12 protein-coding genes are annotated in these 22,163 nt (G+C 40.5%); 7 read left to right on the forward strand and 5 right to left on the reverse strand.

Going from position 1 to position 22,163, the window contains the following annotated elements; translation table 11 throughout:
- Positions 1-46: 46 nt before the first annotated feature.
- Complete coding sequence (locus ED557_01840) at positions 47-1,273, forward strand: ABC transporter permease (protein RNC85537.1); 1,227 nt, start codon at positions 47-49, stop codon at positions 1,271-1,273.
- Positions 1,274-1,712: 439 nt separating this feature from the next.
- Here the strand turns inward: ED557_01840 and ED557_01845 are convergent, their stop codons facing one another.
- The 4 genes from ED557_01845 to ald all read right to left on the reverse strand — a co-directional run bounded on the left by ED557_01845 (position 1,713) and on the right by ald (position 7,296).
- Positions 1,713-2,345 carry a DNA-binding response regulator gene (locus tag ED557_01845; GenBank protein RNC85538.1) on the reverse strand — a complete coding sequence of 211 codons (633 nt, stop codon included), beginning with the start codon at positions 2,343-2,345 and terminating at the stop codon, positions 1,713-1,715.
- Positions 2,346-2,529: 184 nt separating this feature from the next.
- The gene (locus tag ED557_01850) at positions 2,530-5,436 is read right to left on the reverse strand and encodes a hypothetical protein (GenBank protein RNC85539.1); all 2,907 of its coding nucleotides are present in this window, start codon (positions 5,434-5,436) and stop codon (positions 2,530-2,532) included.
- Positions 5,437-5,458: 22 nt separating this feature from the next.
- A complete protein-coding gene (locus tag ED557_01855) occupies positions 5,459-5,851 on the reverse strand; it encodes a hypothetical protein (protein RNC85540.1) in 393 nt (130 codons plus the stop codon).
- A 329-nt stretch (positions 5,852-6,180) separates the two neighbouring features.
- Entirely contained in the window at positions 6,181-7,296 is a 1,116-nt protein-coding gene (gene ald, locus ED557_01860; GenBank protein ID RNC85541.1) for an alanine dehydrogenase, read from the reverse strand.
- 185 nt (positions 7,297-7,481) lie between these two features.
- Between ald and ED557_01865 the strand changes: the two genes are divergently transcribed.
- Positions 7,482-9,935, forward strand: a complete 2,454-nt coding sequence (locus tag ED557_01865) for a DUF5117 domain-containing protein (protein RNC85542.1) — start codon at positions 7,482-7,484, stop codon at positions 9,933-9,935.
- Between the two features lie 31 nt (positions 9,936-9,966).
- Here ED557_01865 and ED557_01870 read toward each other — a convergent pair whose 3' ends face one another.
- On the reverse strand, positions 9,967-10,227 hold the full coding sequence (locus tag ED557_01870) for a hypothetical protein (protein ID RNC85543.1): 261 nt from the start codon (positions 10,225-10,227) through the stop codon (positions 9,967-9,969).
- Between the two features lie 164 nt (positions 10,228-10,391).
- On the opposite strand from ED557_01870, the gene ED557_01875 reads away from it, so the two are divergent.
- The 5 genes from ED557_01875 (at position 10,392) to ED557_01895 (ending at position 22,157) form a co-directional block, all read left to right on the forward strand.
- Positions 10,392-12,527 (forward strand): sensor histidine kinase, encoded by a 2,136-nt coding sequence (locus ED557_01875; protein RNC85544.1) that lies wholly within the window; start codon positions 10,392-10,394, stop codon positions 12,525-12,527.
- Entirely contained in the window at positions 12,511-14,295 is a 1,785-nt protein-coding gene (locus ED557_01880; protein RNC85545.1) for a hypothetical protein, read from the forward strand. The genes ED557_01875 and ED557_01880 overlap by 17 nt, the downstream gene beginning before the upstream one ends.
- A 6-nt stretch (positions 14,296-14,301) precedes the next feature.
- Positions 14,302-19,017 carry a PKD domain-containing protein gene (locus ED557_01885; protein RNC85546.1) on the forward strand — a complete coding sequence of 1,572 codons (4,716 nt, stop codon included), beginning with the start codon at positions 14,302-14,304 and terminating at the stop codon, positions 19,015-19,017.
- Between the two features lie 270 nt (positions 19,018-19,287).
- Entirely contained in the window at positions 19,288-20,640 is a 1,353-nt protein-coding gene (trkA, locus tag ED557_01890) for a Trk system potassium transporter TrkA (GenBank protein ID RNC85547.1), read from the forward strand.
- Positions 20,641-20,729: 89 nt separating this feature from the next.
- Positions 20,730-22,157: a TrkH family potassium uptake protein gene (locus ED557_01895; protein RNC86143.1), complete on the forward strand. Its 1,428-nt coding sequence runs from the start codon at positions 20,730-20,732 to the stop codon at positions 22,155-22,157.
- Positions 22,158-22,163 lie beyond the last annotated feature (6 nt).

Genomic DNA, 22,163 nt, shown 5'->3' on the forward strand with positions numbered 1-22,163 from the left:
CATTTTCGGGATACGAAGGGCAGGTTTGGGATGACCACAAGCTATTATGAAACTCGAATCCTATTTAGCACTCCGGTATTTCAAAGGCACCCGCAAAGGAGCTCGCTTTCTATCGTTCATAAAGGCGATGAGTATAGCCGGAGTAGCAATTGGTTCAGCAGGGTTATTAATCGCTTTGTCGATCGTTCATGGATTCAGGTCCACAATAAATACCAAAATCCTCGGGTTTGCTCCACACGCATTAGTTACCTCCTATTCCGATTCTCCTCTATTTCGAGCGGATACTGTACTTACTTTTCTTGATCAATATGAAGAAATAGAGAGCAAGCAAATTATTGATCAGGGCCAGGTAATGATTCAGACCAAAAATGGAGTCACGGGAACCGAATTAAAAGGGGTCGATCCGAATGAGGATGTCTCAAACCTTACCAACTATCTACTTTCAGGGGAATATGATTTATCCATCACAAAGGACGGCTTCCCGGGAATCATATTAGGTTCAAAGATGGCTCAAACTCTTCAGGCAGATGTCGGAAGTATTATAACTGTTTATACAATCTCCGGGGAGCCCACCCTAGTCAACTCACCTGAAATACAGCAATTCCAATTAACTGGAATCTTTAGAACCGGCATCGATTTTTTTGACGAAATTTTCGCTGTAGTTGATCGTGACTATACAAAACAGCTTTTTGGGCTACGACCAACTCAAGGTCATGGCATCGAAATTAAACTTATTGATCCAGAACTGAGTTCATCTTTTAAAGAAAAATTAGAAGAAGAACTACCTTTTCCCTATCAATGGCAGTCTATTGAAGATCGCTATTATAATATCTTTGAATGGGTAAAACTACAAGAACAAATGATCCCTCCTGTAATAAGTGTGATGATTATTGTAGCTGCCTTTAACCTGATTGGGGCAGTCCTGATGATGGTCCTTGAGCGAACAAGAGATATCGGCGTACTTAAAACGATAGGAAGTCGATCTTCTGTCATCCGAAAGGTTTTTCTCTTAGAAGGACTGATGGTTGCCGGGATAGGGCTGCTCATAGGCATTGCAATATCCCTTCTATTTGCCTGGTTACAAATCAATTATCAGATCATTCCTCTTTCCGAAGAGAACTATTACATGAGCTATGCCCCTGTTGAGCCACATGCCCTCGATTTTGTTATCACAACGGTCGTTACCCTTGTACTTTGTGCGCTCGCTTCCTGGCTCCCAGCACGAATAGCAGCTAAAACTGATCCATTAAAAGTGATCGCTTACGGGCGATAATTAAAACGAGCATTTATTCATTCCCGCCTGCCCTCCGTACTTGTACTATGGAAGGCGGGCGGAGGTGGGAATCTAGATCAAACTTTTATAAGAGGAATCCGCCTGTTACATCAATCTAGATTCCGGCTTACGCCCCGGAATGACTTTTCCCAATTCAAATAAGCCATAAAAACACAAAGACACTAATTTTGAGTTTTCGAGGTTTCGTGGCAATAACAATTGCTAGCCGATTCCAAATCCAAAATAAAAGGACTCTTGGATCCATAAGCTCTCAGGAATGTTCTTGGATATCGATATTATTTTCTCGACCAACGGTTGTAGAAGAATTCCAAGGAATCAGAAATGATTAAACCACAAAAGCACAAAGACACCAATTTGTGTTTTCGTGGTTTTGTGGCAACAGCAATTGCTACCTCGTAGCCGGGTTCAAGTGCAGAATTCAGGGATCAATGAGCTTTCGAGCTATTCCTTTTGAGACGGCTTCTGCTTTGCTATGTACTTCCAGCTTTTGGTAAATGCTTCGGATATGGTGACGTACCCCGTCCACTGAAAGAAATATCGTTTTGCCAATAGCGGCATAGGATTTCCCTTTAGCCAGCTCTCTTAAGATGGAAATCTCTCGTTCGTTTAACATTTCCTCTTTCTTGACTTCGGGAATATGAAGCGTTTTAATAATCTTCCTGGCAATATTTGGGGTTATTGGAGAGCCTCCCGAAAATGCGTCTTTTATGGCGGCTACCATTTCATCCGGACTCACCTTTTTCATCAGGTAGCCCACAGCTCCGGCCTTAATGGCGTTGAAAACATTTTCATCATCATCGAATACAGTAGCCATCACAATGATCATATTGGGGAATTTCGTTCGGAAAATACTTACTCCTTCAATCCCGCTCATTCCAGGTAAACCGATGTCCAAAATGAGCACATCTACTTTGGCTAGCTCGGTGTCTTCGAGCGCCTCTTCACATGAACCATAGCTGGCAACCACACATAATTGCTTATCATAGTCTATAAATGTTTCCCAGCCCTCTCTTACATACTTATTGTCTTCAATGACTCCTACTTTAATCAATGAACTACTCCTGTAGGTTAAATTATTGGAAATTAAATCCTTCGAACCGCTGTAGAATACGTTTGTTCTCTAAAAAACCCAAACTCTTTCAGAAACCTGGGCTTGTTATGATTTTTCTGTCGGAAGGATCATCTCCTTCAGTTTACAAGTTTTCACAAGCCTATGAGCGACATGGCCATGCGGTTTAGAGAAGAAGTTCTAGCCTCCAGCGGGTTCCGAATTCTTTATCTGTTTCTAACTGCAACTTCCCTTTAATTTTCTCAGCCCTTTTCCTGATGTTCAGCAAACCATTCCCGGTTTTTCCTCCCTCTTCAAAGCCAGTTCCATTATCCTGGACAATGAGCTTGAGTACTCCATTTTCTACATCTAAAATCACATCTACTCGTTCGGCCTTGGAATGTCGAACTACATTTGTAAGCATCTCCTTGAAGATCATCCACAAATGCTGACGTACATCCATTTTCAACTTACCTGGAATTTGGTCGGCTATATGTAAAGTGTACTCAATTCCCTTACTCTCCAGTAAATCGGAAGCATAGCGCCGGCACTTAACCAGGAACTCTTTCCATCCATCATTCTCCGGGTTAATAGCCCATACAATGTCCGTTATATTTTCCTTGGCATCCCCTGCACTTTTGGTAATACGATTCATAAAATAAGATCTCTTCTTTGGATCCTTGTCTCGTTGTACTGCTTCAGCAAAGAGACTAATCCCCGTTAACGTAGCTGATACATCATCATGCAAGTCATTGGCAATCCTGGTTCGCATCCGTTCTACTTTAAGAATTTGATTGACCCGTATTTTAAAAGCGGTATAGAGTATCCCTGAAATGAAGATCGTATACATGAAATAAGCCCACCAGGTACGGTACCATGGTGGAAGAACTATAAAAGAAAAAGACTGAGCTTCACTAACCGCTCCAAAAACATTTCTTGCCTGAACTTGAAAGTTATACTCCCCTTCTGGAATGTTTGTATAATCTTTTTGAGTCTCACTTGTCCACTTATTCCAGTCTTTATCAAATCCAGCCAGTTTTGTTCTGAACTCAGTTTTTTCAGGTAAGCTATAACTTGAAGCCGAGTAACTGAATCTTAACTCATTATCCTCATACCTTAGTACATCTAAATCAGAATCATCACCTCCATTGATTAATGAGTCATTTCTAACTAAAACTTCTTCAATTTGTGTATGATAAGAATATCCTAAATCTACTCTCCTTCCTGGGTAAAACCTCACTAAAGATTCATTCATTGAAAACCAAATATCTCCATTACTATCTGAAAAAATACCATTGTTCTGCCCATCGGAAATTATGTTTAATGATTCTTTAAATAATCTGAACTCATTTCGCTCTGTTTTTAAAGCCCCTTGAAAAGCAGAACCAGATCTAAACCATCCATTCCCAAATTTATCTTCAATAAACCTGAAATACTGCCTGGTAGTATCACTAAAAAAATCGCCAAACCTCCTAACTAGTCTTAGTTTGTTTTCTTCAAAATCAAACTCCTGTATTCCTGCACCCCAGGTTAAGAATATTGGGGAGCCGCTATATTCACTTACCAAAACTCTTTTATTATCCTCGGGATTTGTAAATGAGGTGAGAAATTTTGAAGGTCTGCTTATTTTATAATCTTCTTCACTCGAAACTGTGTATCTATATAACCCACCAGTCTCACTACCTAACCAAATGTTATTTAAGCTGTCGACTTCAATAGAATTAAAATTATCGACTTCTTCATTCTCTATTTCTAGAAAAGTAAGTTTGTCTTCATTTAGCCTTCCAATAGACTGAAAAAGGTTATTCGCAGTAAAAACTAAATCAGGAGGTTCAATTAATTCAATTACTGATAAGGTTAAATCTTCAGTATCAATAGCAAGAACTTCATGTCCTCTAATAAGATATAGCTTACCTCCGCAAACAGTATATAATAAACCTTGCACTTCTAAGAAGCCTCGGCAACTGGCACCTGAATTATCAATTTCTAATTCTAGGAACTCGTTTAACTCAACATCATATTTGTATAACCCTATAGTTGAAGAAGTAGCATATAAACTACCATTGTGTTCTTTAAGGTCATATATATATTGCGTAATCCCGTGTCTTTCATCAAAAACCTCAAATGGCAGGGAGAATTTTATCTGCGAAACCCCATTTCTCGTTGCAACCCAAACATCCCCAATTCTATCCTTAAATAACCCATATGCTGTATTATTAGATAACCCGTTCTCTTCGTCAATAATGCGTATCAAACTTCCATCTTTAGCTATTTGAACTACTCCTCCCCTACGTGTTGCAAAAACTAGAGACTCATCTGATAATGAAATAGCTTCATCGATATAATTTTCCGCAAGATACTTATCGGATTCTGTCACAAAGGCTACAAACTGATTGCCTTTTTTTTCATAACACTGATTAGGAGCACAAAAAATTGTCTTTTCCCCAATGCTAATAACTGACTTAATCGCTTTATCAATAAAGAAATTACCCCAATCAACAAGTTCAAGTTTATCCCCTCTTATCTTATATATTCCAATTGTAGAACTTCTAACAAAAACCTCACCATCCAACTCAAATAAAAAAGAAAACCGAACTTTGGGCTCCCAGTACTTTATCTCACTTGTTTCAGGATTATATTTAATAAGGAAGTTATTCGATCTAAAAAAAATGCTCTCTTTGTGAGAAATTACTTCCCATATATCCCCTATTATCAAGGAATCGGGTAGTAAATATCTAATTGAATAATACTTTTCTTGTGCTGACTCTTCAGAATCAGATTTAGCTAAAAAACCTAGTTCATTACTTCCACCAATATATATCTCTCCTTTATGGTTCTCTAGACTGTATACTAAGTTGTTTTTAATAGAAATCTCATCCCATCTTGTACCTTTGTATTGAAATACACTCAGCCTATTTGCTACATAAATCACCCCATTTGAATCTTCTTGAAAAGCCCAGCTCTGAACAAATCCATTGTGTTCTTCTAGATTAAAATTTTGAATCAAAGGAAAACCACGACCCTCTTCGGGGAGCTGGGCTTTAACATGTATTGAGATAAATAAAACGAAAGAAAAAAATAGCTTTATTCTCAAATTGTATTAGTTATAAAGTTACTTAATCATTTTTTACTGGTTCATCGTCTTCAGGATCCCCTACATCTCCATCCCCACTCGTACCACTATTCGTGAGAAAGTCAAAACTTTCTGAACCTATTTCAAAATGACTATTGGAAGTATGGGTATCATAATGCAATAAAAACATATACGAATCATCCCCTGAATATCTATCATGAGAAGGTATCACTTGAATAAACTCATAATGAACAAAGCTACTATGAGTTATATTAAACCCCGTATTGTGTGGTAGAATAAGAGCTAGGAATCGATTTTCTGTATCTATTTGTACTGCCTGTTCATGAATTAGAGTATGAAAAGTAAAGGCTCTATCTTCTTTCGCCCAACCTACTTCAATTGTCTGAGCTATATTATTTTTGATTGTAAATTTCATTTTTCTTCAATTTTAAGTTGTTCTTTTTAAAACATCGGCAGACGTCGCCGTACCCCACTAATGTCTTTTAGCTTTAGTTAATTAAATTCAAATAAACTTGAATCTCAACGTCCTTAGTTTTTATTGATGTTTTCTTAACATCATAAGAAATGGAGATTTCAACTCATCATTTGAACTACACTTAATCTCACTATAGCAGATTGGCTTTCCACTACATGGATGTGTAGTTTTGGTTTGCAGCATAAAAAAAGCCACCCGATTGGGTGGCTTTGCTAGCTTAAAAATCTATGTGGGAAAGATCCCGGTTCGTTGTCTGGGATAAGCTGTAGTCAGTTCAACACCGTTTCTACAGGCTCCCAGTCCAATCCAAATGCTTTGGCTACATCTTCATAAACGATGGTACCGTTTGCTACATTGAGTCCCATTTTTAGTTCGGGGTCATCGTTCAGGGCTTGCTTCCATCCTTTGTTGGCAAGTGCTACTGCATAAGGAAGGGTCACATTAGTTAGTCCTAGTGTGGAAGTGTAAGGAACAGCTCCTGGCATGTTGGCCACACAGTAATGTACTACCCCATCAATTTCGTAAACAGGATCTTCGTGTGTAGTTGGCTTTGAAGTTTCAAAGCATCCCCCCTGGTCAATGGATACATCCACTAACACGGTGCCAGGGCGCATTTCTTTTAGCATGTCTTTGGTAATTAGATGTGGTGCTTTTGCTCCAGGCTTTAATACCGCTCCAATAATCACATCTACATGTGGAAGCATGGCGCGGATGTTTGCTTCTGAAGAGAAGAAGGTTTGTACATTCTTGGGCATTACATCATCCAAGTAGCGCAGTCGCGGCATATTGATGTCCATGATGGTAGTATCAGCACCCATACCCGCTGCGATTTTTGCTGAGTTTACCCCAACAATTCCGCCACCTAAAACGAGTACCTTTGCAGGACGAACACCAGGGATACCTCCCATTAACATTCCCCGACCACCTTTAGGTTTCTCCAAGTATACAGCGGCTTCCTGAGCGGCCATTCTTCCTGCTACTTCACTCATTGGGATAAGAAGTGGCAGAGAACGATCTGCTTTTTCCACTGTTTCGTAAGCAATGGCAATACATTTTGAGTCAATCACTGCTTTGGTTAGTGCTTCATCTGCGGCGAAGTGGAAATAGGTAAAGATGATTTGCCCCTCTCTCATCCTTGGGTATTCAACCGCAATAGGCTCTTTCACCTTCATAATCATTTCAGCTTTTTGCCATACTTCTTCTACATCATCAAGGATCGTAGCGCCAGCATCAACATATTGATCATCGGTAAACCCACTCCCGATTCCTGCACCTTTCTGAATAAATACCTGATGGCCATTTCTTTTGAGCTGTAAAGCCCCTCCCGGTTGAAGTGCTACTCGGTTTTCATGGGTTTTAATTTCTTTGGGTACTCCAATGATCATGTCTTTTAGATTTGTTCAAAGTTTTCGGGATGGAAAAGGTAGCGCTTTTTTGAGATTTTAGAGTGCTGTTTTTTTGCTTTTTGATGAGAGATTTGCGCTTTCTTTGTTATTTATTGTTAAAGCCCTTTTAGATAGGTCTTGATGTGTTTATCTACCCAAGCTACTCATAACCTAACGAATACAATATGGGATTTAAAAACTCGGTAACCCTTCTTCTTTTAATTGGGTTAATCACTGGTTGTACAGGAGCTAAAGAATCAACCACAACTCCTAACCGACAAAGTAATACCTCCAGATCGGCACCTAAAGATGGAATTAAAAAATTCAGCGATGTAATTAAAAAGACTGCTGATAAAGACGAAGGGCTTTTTACGATCTACCAGCAAGAAGATAAACTCTATTATGAAATCCCGGATTCGTTGCTTGGTCGCGATATGCTTCTTGTAAGCCGAGTTGCCGATGTCCCGGCTGGTTTCTTCGGCTTTTTCTCTTCAGGAGCTAAAACAGCCGAGCAGGTTATTCGCTTTGAAAGGCAAAAAGATCAAATCCTGATCCGAAAATACTCCTTCCAAAATATTGCCGACGAAGAACTCCCTGTTTACCGATCGGTTCAGGCCAATAACTTCGCCCCAATTTTAGCTGCTATGAATATAGAAGCACTTAATGAAGATTCTTCAGGGGTAGTTATTGAAATGACCAAATTCTTTGATACTGACATTGAAGCGATAAGTGGTTTAATGACATTTCTACGTCGTCAATATCAGGTTCGTAGACTGGATGGAAATCGGAGTTATTTAGAATCGGCAAAAAGTTTTCCTCAAAATATAGAAGTACGCCATGTGATGACTTACCAGGCTGGCAACCCTCCTTCAGATGGAGGAGCTCAGACACTTTCACTAAGAATGAGTCAATCGATGGTTCTGTTACCAAAAGAACCCATGAGAAAAAGGCTTTATGATTACCGTGTTGGCTGGTTCACCATTAACCAGATTGATTTCGGATTAGAGGAGCAAAAAGCTGCTTCCCGACAATATATTCGTCGTTGGAGATTAGAGCCTAAAGATCCTGAAGCTTATGCGCGTGGAGAATTAGTTGAGCCTGTAAAACCGATTGTTTACTACCTGGATCCTGCTACTCCCGAGAAATATCGTTCTTATATCATCCAGGGTATACTGGATTGGAATGTGGCTTTTGAGGAAGCCGGATTTAAGAATGCTGTTCAGGCAAAGCTCCCTCCTTCTCCAGAAGAAGATCCTGACTGGAGCCCAGAGGATATTCGATACTCTACGGTTCGTTGGGTAGCCAATACCATTCGAAATGCCGTTGGCCCTAGTGTATCTGATCCACGATCTGGTGAGATTATCGAAAGTGATATCGTTTGGTACCATAATCATATGCGTTCGTACCGAAATCGTCTGATGATTGAGACTGGTGCTGCAAATCCTGATGCGCGAAAACTAAAGTTAGATGACGATCTGATTGGTGAAACTATGCGCCGTGTTATTTCTCATGAAATTGGCCATGCCATTGGTCTTCCACATAATATGCAGTCAAGCTCGGCATACCCGGTTGATTCCCTCCGATCAGGCAAGTTTACCCAAGAATGGGGAATTGCAACCACAATTATGGAGTACGCCCGTCAGAATTATGTAGCTCAGCCTGGAGATGAAAATATCAGGTTTATCCGCCAAATCGGTCCTTATGACAAGTATTCTGTTAATTGGGGATATCGTCTGGTTCCCGGGGCTGATACTCCAGAAGAAGAAAAGCCTACCCTGGATTCATGGATTGAAGAAAAAGCCGGAGACCCTGTATATCGGTTCGCCTCTTCCACCGGATATGATCCTTCTTCTCAGACTGAAGATTTATCCAATGATCCGGTTAAAGCCAGTACATATGGCCTAATGAACCTCAAGCGAGTAGTTCCAAATCTTGTAGAATGGACATCTACTGATGGGCAGGATTATGATGATTTGGAAGAAATCTATGGCGAACTGGTATTCCAATGGAACAGATACGCCCGTCACGTTTCAACCAACATTGGTGGGGTCTATCAAAACAGGCTTGCTTCTGACCAGGAGGGCTATGTATACACACCAGTATCCAAAGAATACCAAAAGGAAGCAATGGAGTTTTTGATTGAACATGCTTTTTCGACTCCAACCTGGCTGCTTGATGAAGATATACTTCGTCGAATTGAGCATAACGGAGCCATTAATCGGGTTAAGAACCTACAAGCTAGTATTCTAAATGCTACTATGAACCCTGGTGCAATGGCAAGGTTGAGTGAACAGAGTGCATTTGATAGTGATGCTTACTCGCTTTATGAAATGCTGAATGATATCAGAAAAGGAATCTGGAGTGAAGTGTATGAAAGTGAATCTATTGATGCTTTCCGCCGGGCTCTTCAGCGAGAATACATAAGTTATCTACACAACATGTTTGAAACTGACCAATGGGGTTTTGGCTCAAACCAGGTAGATGTTAAAGATTCTGATATCCGGCCTGCACTTCGATATGAACTGGTCCAATTGCGAACAGATATCAGAAATGCTCGTCCTACAATCAGAGATCGAGCAAGCCGATCTCATCTTGATGATATCACTGCGCGCATTAATGAGATTCTTGACGAAGATTAAAAACATAAAAAAGGCTCCTTTTGGAGCCTTTTTAGTATTTCTCAGATTTAGCAAGACCTTTTTTAGTAATCGAAACATGACCATATAGAAAAGGCCCCCCAATGGTTTCAATCTTAACACATCCCTTATTCTCAAGATACTCAAGAAGGTTTTTTACTTCATTACGGTCAAATTCGAGGGCTTCATTTAGTCCTTTCACAGTAACTTGTACTTCAATCTGTTTATCCGACTGACTCGCCAACTCCTTAAGTAACCGCTTTCCTTTCCGGTTAAATTCTCCGCCGATTAGCATGAACTAGTTTTTTATAACAATCTCACTTTCAGCTCACGAAAAAGTTAATTTTATATTAAGCTATTGTTATCTCCGAAAAAAAAGCCTCATTTGTAAAACCCAACATAAGATGATTCTAATCGCATTTGATGAGATATAACGTCAAATTTGGTAGTTGAATAATTATGTACAGAAAGCTAACCCTACGATATCGAATTTTCCTCATCACCTCGTGCCTGATACTTGTCGCGTATGCACTGGTGTTGATATTCGTACGCCCTAAATATCGGGAAGCTATTATAAATGAACGTACAACGATTGTATCACAGCTTCAGGAATACTCACTAAGAAGGACAGATGAGACTATTCGTAATTGGTTGAATGCGACTACTATTCTTGCAGAAGATATTCGTAGTGCTCCGGGCCAAACCGAAGAAATTGTTCGAAGAGCAATTAATTATACTCCCGGATTGGTGAGGATTACTTTGTCAGAATCAGGTTCTACTGATATGCTTGATTTCACAAGAACTATCTATCAAAACATCGACTTTCCAACCGCAGTGGATGAATGGTATCCATCTCGTCTTGATCAGCGGTTGAATATGGCCTGGTTACCCGATACTCTTGAAGCTGTCGACATCTTTATCGCACAACGCACTATCCAAATTGACTCTTTTGATGGTTCCGGCTCTCCTATTGAGTTGATATTTACCCTGGATATGTTCTTTGATGCTAAACGGCTGACCTTTGAACTGACCGACATTCCTCTTGGAACCGGTAATTACGAAGCAAATATAGTGAGCGATTTAGGTGACCATATAGCGAACTCAGAGTTTATTTTCCCAAGTGAATTAATTGGTGATGCAAGTTTTTCAGAAGAAAAAGAAGTTTCTATAGACGGAGAAAACTGGTTTTTAATGTCCTCCCGGTTCGAGACTATTCCGTTTTGGCACCTTATTGCAGTAGAGGATGATTTTATTTTAAAACCGGTAAGAGACTTACTACTCTTTTCCTTGTTTACAGGACTTGGAATCCTGGGCATCATGGTATTTTTTAGCTGGTACATCAGTAACCGGATGAATAAACCCATCAACCAAATCTTGTTGGATGTTGAGCACATAAGTAATCTCGAGTTTGATAAATCCATTCGCGAAGTAGATCTGCCGGAGTTTGGAATTATGAGAGAAACGCTCGAGAATATTAGGATTACCCTCCTCCGCTATCAAAAGATTAATGTTGAGAAGATTATTTTAGAAGAATGGAAGAACCGATATATGATGACGTATTCAGAAGATTTAATTGGGATTCTGGATAACGATGGTGGCTTCAGATTCGCGAATAATCACTTTGTTCAATTTATAGAGTCATTTGGATACAACCCTAAAGAAGTAAAATTTGATCAGCTACTTGATACCCAAAAACTTGAGCTCAGTAAGAATAGTCAAACTGTACATTATCCGAATCCTTATACAATTAAGATCAATCAGGCTGAACTGGCACATTTTAAAGATGAAAATCTCACCTACTTTTATGACTACCAGTACGTAGCCTTTATTGATGAGCAAGGCAATTCGCAAGGAGCTCTTATAGTTCTTCACGACAAAACCAATGACAGGCTTATAGATCTCAAGCGTACTGATATGATCAATATCATTGTTCACGAGCTTAAAAATCCAATAAGTGGCGTAGTTGGCCTTTCAAAGCTTATGCTCGATAACCCCTCAATGGATGAGGAAGAGTACAAAGAATTAGTCAAGGAAATCTATTTGTCAGGAGAACGGATGAATGATCTGGTAAACAGGTTCCTGGATGTACAAAGACTGGAACATGGCCGTATACCTGTAGAATTCAACCAGGTGGATTTATTCCAATTAGTGAATGATGTGAAAACGATTACTAACCCTCTGTTGTCACAGAAAAATCTGAAAATGAATATTTCCGCAAAAGGAACGAGTTTCATAGTTTCAGGTAGTAAAGACCTTTTGTTTGATGCGGTTCAAAATCTGGTAAGTAATGCCATTAAATATGGTGATCCAGATAGGGTTATTGAAGTTGAACTGATGGACAAAGACGGTCAAACTGAGCTTAGTGTAATTGATTATGGTTTTGGTATTAGTATCGAAGATCAGCAGAAAGTATTTGAGAAATTCTTCCGCGTCCGGTCGAATCTCAAATCTGCAAAAGAAAAAGGTACTGGTCTTGGCCTGGCTTATGTGAAAGAGATCATGCACAAGCACAATGGAGATATACAATTAGAATCGAACGAAGAAATTGGCAGTAAATTCACCCTCATTTTCCCTCCTTATGAGAAAAAGGACTAATTCTATTGTTCTTTCTTTGGTTTTTGTGAGTCTATTTTTTGTCGAAGCTTCTTTCGCACAAAACGGATCTGTAACCTTCCCTTCTTCCGAGTTACAACAAATGGCATTGCGCTACTCCGGAAATAGCCTGAATTGGCCGGTTTTAGTGAACCTTGCCGACCATGATATCTCTTCTAATAGTTTTACTCTTACACGATCCGATCTATTGCAGCTTGAGTCTTTTTCCAGAACTTCTTCATCAGTAACAGAAAGCCAGGAAAAAATTAAGTCACTGATATCTTCAGGAGCTACCATTTTTGCTAAAGAAGAATTGAATCAAACCAATACTCTTATCAAAGAGTATATCGATGCGGTACAAACTGGTGAAATAGAAACCGCAATTGAAGTTGGAAATGCAATTCCGGAAGCAATTGTAGAATTGGAATCCACTTTGAATGCCAATCGGCTTGTTCAAATACAAGCACAGCTTGCAGAAAAAACAGGTAATGTTGATAAGAGGCTTGGTCTCTTGGGCGGCTGGGAAGACGCATTTGAAGGTGACCTTTTTAAAGAGTCTGATGGCTTACGGACATTTATTGAAAGTTATGCTAGCCTTGAGTTTACAGATGGAAGCTCAATTACTGTTGAACCAAGTACGGTGGCTGTAATAAGGAAATCACGAATTGATAAATTGGACGAAAGTGCTGATACGGAAATAAGCCTCGTTCAGGGCGGCTTGCTTGCAAAATTATCTGCTGCCGGTAAGGAACGGAGTAAATACATCCTTAATGCGGGTGCTTCTACTTCGGAACTTAAGACTCAAAATTTTTATGCTGAATCCGATGGTCAGGAGACCGTAAAACTCACGAATTACGATGGAACAGCAAATGTGAGTGCCAATGATGTGACTATTACCATCCGTAAAAATGAAGGTACTATTGTACGTGAAGGAGAACCCCCTGCTCCTCCTATTGAGTTATTACCTTCTCCTGAACTAGCATGGGCTTCCAGCGATACAGTTATTTATAATGAGAGTATCATTTTCCCATTTAGACAGGTTGAAGATGCTGTGTCCTATCGCATCGAATACAGTACCTCTTCTTCATTTAGTGCCGAAATAAAAGAAATCACGCTCACATCCAATTCCGCCCGGATAGGAGATTTACCACTTGGAACAACCTTTATTCGTGTACAGGCAATCGACAACCTTGGTCTCAGGGGCCCGTTTTCAGAAGTTACTCGTGTAATTAGAAATGTAGATAATCAACCCCCTGCTATCTTCCTTGAGGAAGTGGCTGGCAATATTGTCTTTACTCTTGAAAATTCCTTCTTAGTACAAGGTGTTACTGAACCTGATGCTAGAGTAGAGATTAATAATGTTCGGGTACCAGTTCAGGCTTCCGGTCGTTTTATCTACCAGGTTCAAAATCTTGGAGTAGATCAAACTGCATCAATAAAATCTATTGATGGATCAGGAAACGTTAATGAATCGAAACTTAGAATTGTTCGCTTAACAGAGGATGTTCTCTTTAACCTCTCGCTTACGGGTTCAATATCCGGTAATAGCATTCGAGTAAATCAGCCTACGGTGACTATGTCTTCAAAGGCATATCCTGAATTGGAAGTCATTATTATTAATGAAGGTACCACCCGTACAGTACAAACAGATTCGCAGGGAAGGTGGGGTATCACAATGAATATGCAAGAAGGCGAACTTTCTATTACATTTAAGGGTATTCGCTCTGGGGTGAACTCCTTAACAAAATCATTTACAGTAGAAGCTAATTAACGGAACATGTTTAAACGAATAACACTTGTTATCGCTTTTTTTGTTTCTGGGTTTTCTGGGTATAGCCAGGAGATGTACCTCTCTATCTCCGGACAAAATGTAGATATTCAAAGTGGCGATAATCGCCACTTATATGATATATGGATTAAACCCGGAGCTAATGCTCAGAATGGAAGCCTTCAGATTTTTGATGCTGGTTTGGGAGGCGCCGTTGATTTAATAACTCAAGAAGATGCGAATACGGTTACTACGTTCGAATTATTCCGATTTGATGAATTATATCGAACCACAGGTAATTCAGTAGCAACGCTTTCAGGTTCACCAACCGCACAAAATAGTCTTGTTACCAAAAGCGAAGAACGTTTTAAAAATAGATGGGTTCCCTTAGCCGATATTTCACCTGGCCCAAATGGGTATATAGTTCGAGTTACTACAGATGAGGGAGATGATGTAAATAGTTTTAATTTCCGGGTTGTATCACCAACAGGACAAGTATTAAGTGGCAGCGCCTGGAAAGTGGTGGCTATCGACCTTTCAGTAGGTGTTTATCGCTCCAGTGCTAATACACTGTTTCAGTTAAAACCTCACATTCTTGATCCTGGAGCTGATGCCCCAAACCTCTCAATAAATGGTCAGGAAGACTCTCGCATAACTATTATCGATGCTTTTGGAGAAACCTACCCAGTAGCAGATTCTGATATGCCTTCTCAACGATTTGGTATTGATAATAACTGGGGACTTCAAATTGGAGGCTCTCAAAGCTGGCTAAATACCCTCACTGTATTTGGGCAACAAGAACCTGTACTCTGGGAATTCGAGCCCATTGCACTCAATGAATTAGAGAAACCTTCTCTAAGCATTAATGAAATTGAAGCCACTCGCTGTACCAATAAAAGGTTTGAGCTTTCTGGTAACGTTTTTACTCAACGTGATCTTGGAAGTGCTCAATGGATATTAAACAGTGAGGTAATAAGTACAGGTAGTGGCCCTACCATCGCATTTGAAGATCGAGGGCAAATCCCGGTTGATGTTCTTATCCCTAATGAGCGTTCTTATTTCCCGGAATATTGGGCGTATACAAAAATCGTTTTTGTTAACACCCCTCCTATTGCCCGCTTAGAATCCCCAAAAGAAATTATATCTCCTTCAGAAGTTCTCACATTATCCGCTGCTGAATCTTATGATCTTGAAGGACAAGAAGTTGATATAACATGGTTCGTAAATGGAACTCGCCGTAATACTGGTCCAAGTTTTGATTTCTCAAACACTGTCTCAGGACTTTACACTATTTCTATACAAGTAGCTGATGGAGGCACCTCATTAAATTGTAGTATTTCTGAACAAGAAGTTCAGGTACGTGTAAATACTCAGCCCTATGCCGAGATAGATGTGGCACCCGTTTCTGGTACTGACGATGAGATCGTATTGAAAGTATCAAATCAAACCGACTCGGATAATGATCAGCTGACATACCTTTGGGCTGGAATTGGAATTCCTCAAAATTCAACTGCTGAGAGCATCGTAGTTCAGCACCAACAGCCTGGTGTTTACCCAGTGCGATTGACAGTAAATGATGGTTCAGGAGCTCAAAATGCAGCCTACTCTGTCAATCAGGTGTATGAAGTTAATGCAGCACCTGTTCCTGAGTTTTCAGTACCTGGTTATGTAGCACCGGGTGATATTTTCGCTTTAAACGGCGTTGAATCAGAAGATCCTAATCAGGATCCATTAATATATATATGGACTGTAAACGATGAAGAAGTAGCTCGAGGTGATGTTTCCACTCTATCACTAAGTAATCCAGGCGATTATGAAATCAAACTTACTGTTGATGATCAGCGAGGAGTAAGCAACTCTGTTCAAAGTCTTACCCAAGTTGTTCATGTAAATGCCCCCCCAAGCCCAATTATTACAGCAGTACCAATTACTTCTACTGCAAAAGTTACTTTTGCTGCCACTCAAAGTTCTGACGCTGAATCAGAATTAGCCTCTTATGACTGGGATTTTGGTGATGGAAACAGAGCATCAGGTCCTCAGGTTGATCATACCTACCAAAGAACGGGAAGCTATACCGTAAGACTGACCGTCGATGATGGCTCAAATCTTAGAAACAGTGTTCAAACTTCAGAACACGTAATTGTTGTTAACAGCTACCCTGTCGCTTCTTTTGAAATACCTGAAGTAGTTGCACCTGGAATAGCATTTACAGCTGATGCAAGCACCAGTACCGACGCTGATGGAGCCATTAGCAAATATGAATGGGAAGCCAATGGATCGGCTGCGGGTATAGGAAGAACGAATACTATTACATTAACTGAATCTGGTTTGCATACCATTTCATTATATGTAACTGATGACTCCGGATTTGATCAGGCAAAAGGCTTTAGCTCAAAACAAGTACGAGTGAACCAGCCCCCTATTCCGGGTTGGAGAACTGAGCCTACTGAAATCGTACCTAATACCGAAATCAAATTCTTTGCTGATCAATCAGTTGATCCTGACGGTAATATAGACAGTTACTTATGGCGTTTTGAGGACGGTACAGAGCTCAAAGGAATGCAAATTCAGCGAATATTTTCGGAAGGCGGGATAAAGAGATTTACTATTACTGTTACCGATAATGACGGACTGGAAAATTCTACTTCTACAGTTGAAGGATTCGTTAACGTAAATCATCAACCTTATATCGTTACCGAAACCGTGGTACGGTCAAATTCGACAACTGTGCGGTTGGATGCTTCTGAAAGCTACGATCTGGACAATGATGCCATTACTTATGAATGGACGTTACCTGATGGCACAAAACGAAAGGAATCATCTTTTAGTTGGACTGCTCCATCTCCAGGGATTCATTTCATTGGCCTTACTTTAGACGATGGACTAGGACTTTCTAATAGTGTCAACAGTGAATCTATCAGGGTAATGGTTAACCGACCTGTTCAGGCGGTTGTTGATTCGGTTATAACTTCATGTAGTGGCCAGACGGTTTTGTTTAATAGTTCAAGGAGTTTCGATCCTGATGGTGATGCATTTAGAGCACAATGGGATTTTGGAAATGGAGTTACCTCCGACGAAGCTAATCCTTCCTATGTTTATGAAACTCCGGGCGTTTATGAAGCAAAACTTACTTTATCCGATGGATTTTCGGGTCAAAGTTCAGTAGCTAAGATTCCCGTCATTATTGAGGGCTCGCCAGTAGCAAAATTGAATTTAGCAGAAGCCACCATCTGTGTGAATACCGCGCTCATGTTCGATGGATCTGAAAGTACTGATCCATCAGGGTCCCTGCCTGCCATGAGTTGGGATATGGGTGATGGAAATTCAGCTACAGGTGCACGATTTGAGCATATCTTCACTGAGCCAGGTGAATACACGGTTACTCTTACCGTTGTAGGTTCAGGATCAGGACAGTGTAGTAATATCAGCCAGGCTACTGCAAAGGTTACTGTTGTAGAAGGCCCGGTTGCCTCCTTCGACTTACCAGAATGGATAGCACCTGGTGAACCGATCATCCTTGATGGATCTGCCTCGTCAGCAGATGGAGGATTTAGAACAGCTAAGTGGATGATTGATACTGAATCGGGAAGCCAGGAGCTGGATGGCCTCACTACTACACATACCTTTAATGAGCCCGGGGAATACTTCGTTACCCTTTACCTGGAAACAAATACAGATACTGATTGCAATACGGTTAGTCTCACAAAATCCATAAAAGTGAATGCTCCTCCCACAATTGTATGGGAACTACCAGACAATATTGTAGCAGGTGAAGATTTAGAACTTAATGCTTTTGCAAGTAGTGACCCTGATGGATTCATCAAGCAGTTCAAGTGGTATATTGATGATGGTTTTGTGAGCTATAATGCAAGCGAACTGGTAAAAGCTATTACTCCAGGACGTCATAAAGTGAATTTAGAAATCCGCGATAATTCTGCTGCATCAAATAACGTGGTTACTATGGAGAAGTATTTCTTCGCTAATAGCAGTCCTCTACCTACCATAGAAGGACCAGCTATTATTTATCAAAACCAGCAGGTAAATCTACGATCCGGACTTGGACAAGACAGGGATGGAGATTTATTAACCACCACTTGGAAATTGGATGGACAAGCCCTTCCATTCCCTCAGTTTACTGTTGATGAGCCGAGAACCTATAGAGTAACTCTGATACAGAATGATGGACGCGGACTACCAAACTCAGCTGACTCAACCATCCTAGAAATAAATCCGGTAAGAGTACCCGATGTCTCCCCTTCCTATCCTGAAAAAATTGTTGTGGGTGGAGTCTTATCTATTCCAACTATGGGTGTATCTGATTCATGGACATTCGCGAACCAGAATTTTTATGAGACTTCCTGGAGAGCAAGTGCTGCTGGAGAACAAACCTTCCATTTAGCCTGGACTCCTTTGGGAATGGAATTAAGTAGGCGTCCTTTCACGATTAATGTAGTTGAGCCTTTGAAATTCACAGAACCTGCTACTCCGTTGATTGTAGACTGGAACCCGGTGAATCCAACTACAGTAGTCAAAATCCCTGCTTTAAATCGTCCGTTATCGGAAGTTCAAATAATCTGGAAACAAGCTGGTGAAGAGATCGGAAGAGGTTCTCAATTGAGCCCTAGATTAATCCGAGGACAAAATAGATTTACTGTTGAGGTTTCTGATTTAAAGGTAAGTCAATCCAGACCGATCAGTGTTGATGTAATTGTTACTACTCAATAAGTACCTGCTTTACATTCTTTTATTTGAAATAAAAACATGGTAGCTTTTTTGGTTAGTGTGAATTGAGATAAGAAATCTGATCAAGATTCTAATATGATTTAAGTGTCATTCCTGCGAAGGCAGGAATCTAAATTTGGATGAAGAGAAAGATTTGAGTCTTCAAAACCAATCTAGATTCCTGACATACGTCGCGGAATGACCCCTTTAGTATTTATGGGTTGTTTCTTAGTTTGAATTCACCTTTTATCAACTCACTCAACTCGATTTCATTTGAAGATCGTAATTATAGGAGCCGGAGAAATTGGATATGATCTGGCTAGTGTTTTATCCAAAGAAAAGCATGACGTAACGGTTTTAGACCGAGAGAAAGAATGCCTCACCAGAGTGATCGAATCTTTAGACGTTCTTACCGTTGAGGGTAATGCTACCTCAGGTAAAGACCTGGTAAAAGCAGGAGTTGGGACCGCAGATGTTGTTATTTCTGCAACCAGTATTGATGAAGTAAATATGATTACTTCCATGATCAGTAAAAGGCTTGGAGCCAAAATGGTTATAGCCAGGGTTCGGAGCGATGAATTTACCCAGCATAATGCCCCTGTTACCTCCAGGGATTTGGGTATCGATGTTATGATACATCCGGAGTTGAGTGCTGCCCAGGAAATTGTACAGCTCTTAAAACGATCGGCAGCAAGTGATCTTATTAACCTTGCTGAAGGCCAGATGCAATTAATCGGTGTCCGGCTCGAACGTTCCTCCCCTCTTAGCGGAAAATCTTTAGAGCAGTATGCTGCTGAGTATCCTGACATCATTTTCAGGGTGGTAGCCATTGGTCGAAGAGGCTTAACATTGATTCCAAGAGGATCGATGAAATTGCAGGCCTACGATCAGATTTTTGTACTGGCTAAAACCGAAGATATCCCGGATGTAATCAAGACAACAGGAAAAAAGGAAACCGAATTAAACCGGGTTATGGTTGCAGGAGGCTCTACCATGGGAGCCATGATTGCCCGGCTGTTGTGCAAAGATCCTAAGAAAAACTGGAGCGTTAAAGTAATTGAGCCCGACTATGATCTAGCAGAAGAATTAGCCATAGAACTTAAAAATGCAATGATTCTTCACGGGAACCCTACCGACCCTGACTTACTGGCAACAGAAGGAATCACTGATATGGATGCCTTTATAGCCGTTACCGATGACGAGGAGTCGAATATCATTTCTTGTTTAATGGCTAAACATCTGGAAGTAAAAAAGACAGTAGCTTTAGTTTCTAAGCCAGATTTTATCCCCCTCAGTCAAACTATTGGACTGGACGCAGTAGTGAACAAAAAAGTAGCGGCTTCAAACGAGATTCACCGATTTGTTCGTAAAGGAAAGGTTATTTCTGTTACTGAGCTTCGTGGAATTAAAGCTGAAGTAATCGAGCTACAAATATCTTCTAGATCGAAAGTAGTTGGAAAAGAAATCCGAAAGCTCAAACTCCCTAATGGGTGTGTAATAGGTGGCGTTTTATGTGAAGGTTCGGTAGAAATAGCCACTGGTTTTACAGTTATAAAAGCAAATGACCGTGTTATGGTATTCTGCCTCCCTGAGGCTATTGATAAAGTAACCAATTTGTTTCAATAGTGGCTCAACGAGGCTCCATAAGCACCCTAAGCCGCCCTCTTATCGACTTCAAAGTTGTTTTTGGCATCCTTGGTTCTTTTATCTTTTTCATGGGTTTTGCCTTTCTGCTTCCATTGATAATCGATCTGATTTATGTAGAGCATCATTGGGATTCATGGCTGATCTCTTCTGGCATTGCTTTCGCAGTCGGAGGGGGGCTCTGGTATTTCTTTAAGCCTAAAGAAGAAGCCCGTATTAGAGAAGGCTTCATGGTAGTAAGTTTAACCTGGCTCCTTCTTTCTTTGGTGGGCGCATTGCCATTCATCATAGCTAAAGTGCTTCCTCACTACACCGATGCTGTTTTCGAGACCATGAGTGGATTAACTACCACAGGCTCAACTATAATGGGAGGCATCACCAGTAATGGTTTTGCCAACCCAATGATTGAAGAATTACCAAAAAGCTTTCTCTTTTGGCGTTCTTTTTCACATTGGCTTGGAGGCATGGGAATCATCGTTCTATCTCTGGCCATTCTTCCTTTATTGGGGATTGGAGGAATGCAGCTCTTCCAGGCTGAATCTCCCGGACCAACCGCAGACAAACTGACTCCACGTGTACAGGAAACAGCAAAGTTACTTTGGGTAGTGTATGTAGCGTTAACAGGACTAGAATTTGTTCTTCTCTGGATCCACCCGGCGATGGATTGGTTCGAAGCACTCAATCATGCCTTTGCCACCCTTGCTACTGGTGGTTTCTCAACCAAAAATGCCAATATCGCAGCTTTTGATTCTGCTTATATAGACATCATCATCGCCATATTCATGTTCCTTGCCGGGATAAACTTTGCGATGCATTTTCGGTTATTGAATGGAGACAGCAAGACCTTTTTCAGCAATAGAGAAACCCGGTTCTATGCGTTAATAACACTTATTGGAATCCTGGGCATCTCTTTTTCACTGTGGCATTTTGATGGAAGATCCTTGTTAGAAGCTCTTCGGTATGGATCCTTCCAGGTAGTAGCAATTATAACCAGTACTGGTTTTGGCACAGATGATTATGAGCTTTGGTATTCTTTTGGAGCATTCATACTGTTCCTTCTTTTCTTTACCGGAGGAAGCGCAGGTTCAACCAGCGGAGGGATTAAAATGATTCGCTGGATGATCTTAATTCGAAATACAGGAAGAGAAATCAAACAAATCATTCACCCTAAAGCGATTCTTCCTGTTCGAATTGGAGAACAGGCTATCGATGCTAATATTCAACGTACCGTACTGAGCTTTTTTATTTTATATCTATTCATATTTGCAATCGGAGCTTTTGCAATCAGTTTATTTGGGTACGATCTCCTTTCTTCAGTGGGTGCAAGTATCTCAGCTCTCGGCAATATTGGACCGGGTTGGGGTGACTTTGGGCCTACAGATAGCTTCGCACAGCTTCCATTTCTCGCAAAATGGGTACTTATACTATTAATGATGATTGGCCGACTTGAAATCATTACAGTATTGATTATTTTTTCGCCAAGCTTCTGGAAGCAATAATTTTAA

Origin of the sequence: Balneola sp., from assembly GCA_003712055.1 — a bacterium.
Taxonomy (GTDB): Bacteria; Bacteroidota; Rhodothermia; order Balneolales; family Balneolaceae; genus RHLJ01.

What these genes read in the sequence shown, in the direction of transcription:
- ED557_01865 (RNC85542.1), top strand. Translation starts at nt 7,482, where the DNA reads ATGGGATTTAAAAACTCGGTAACCCTTCTTCTTTTAATTGGGTTAATC.
- ED557_01885 (RNC85546.1), top strand. Translation starts at nt 14,302, where the DNA reads ATGTTTAAACGAATAACACTTGTTATCGCTTTTTTTGTTTCTGGGTTT.
- ald (RNC85541.1), bottom strand. Translation starts at nt 7,296, where the DNA reads ATGATCATTGGAGTACCCAAAGAAATTAAAACCCATGAAAACCGAGTA.
- ED557_01840 (RNC85537.1), top strand. Translation starts at nt 47, where the DNA reads ATGAAACTCGAATCCTATTTAGCACTCCGGTATTTCAAAGGCACCCGC.
- ED557_01870 (RNC85543.1), bottom strand. Translation starts at nt 10,227, where the DNA reads ATGCTAATCGGCGGAGAATTTAACCGGAAAGGAAAGCGGTTACTTAAG.
- ED557_01855 (RNC85540.1), bottom strand. Translation starts at nt 5,851, where the DNA reads ATGAAATTTACAATCAAAAATAATATAGCTCAGACAATTGAAGTAGGT.
- ED557_01880 (RNC85545.1), top strand. Translation starts at nt 12,511, where the DNA reads ATGAGAAAAAGGACTAATTCTATTGTTCTTTCTTTGGTTTTTGTGAGT.
- ED557_01895 (RNC86143.1), top strand. Translation starts at nt 20,730, where the DNA reads ATGGGTTTTGCCTTTCTGCTTCCATTGATAATCGATCTGATTTATGTA.
- ED557_01875 (RNC85544.1), top strand. Translation starts at nt 10,392, where the DNA reads ATGTACAGAAAGCTAACCCTACGATATCGAATTTTCCTCATCACCTCG.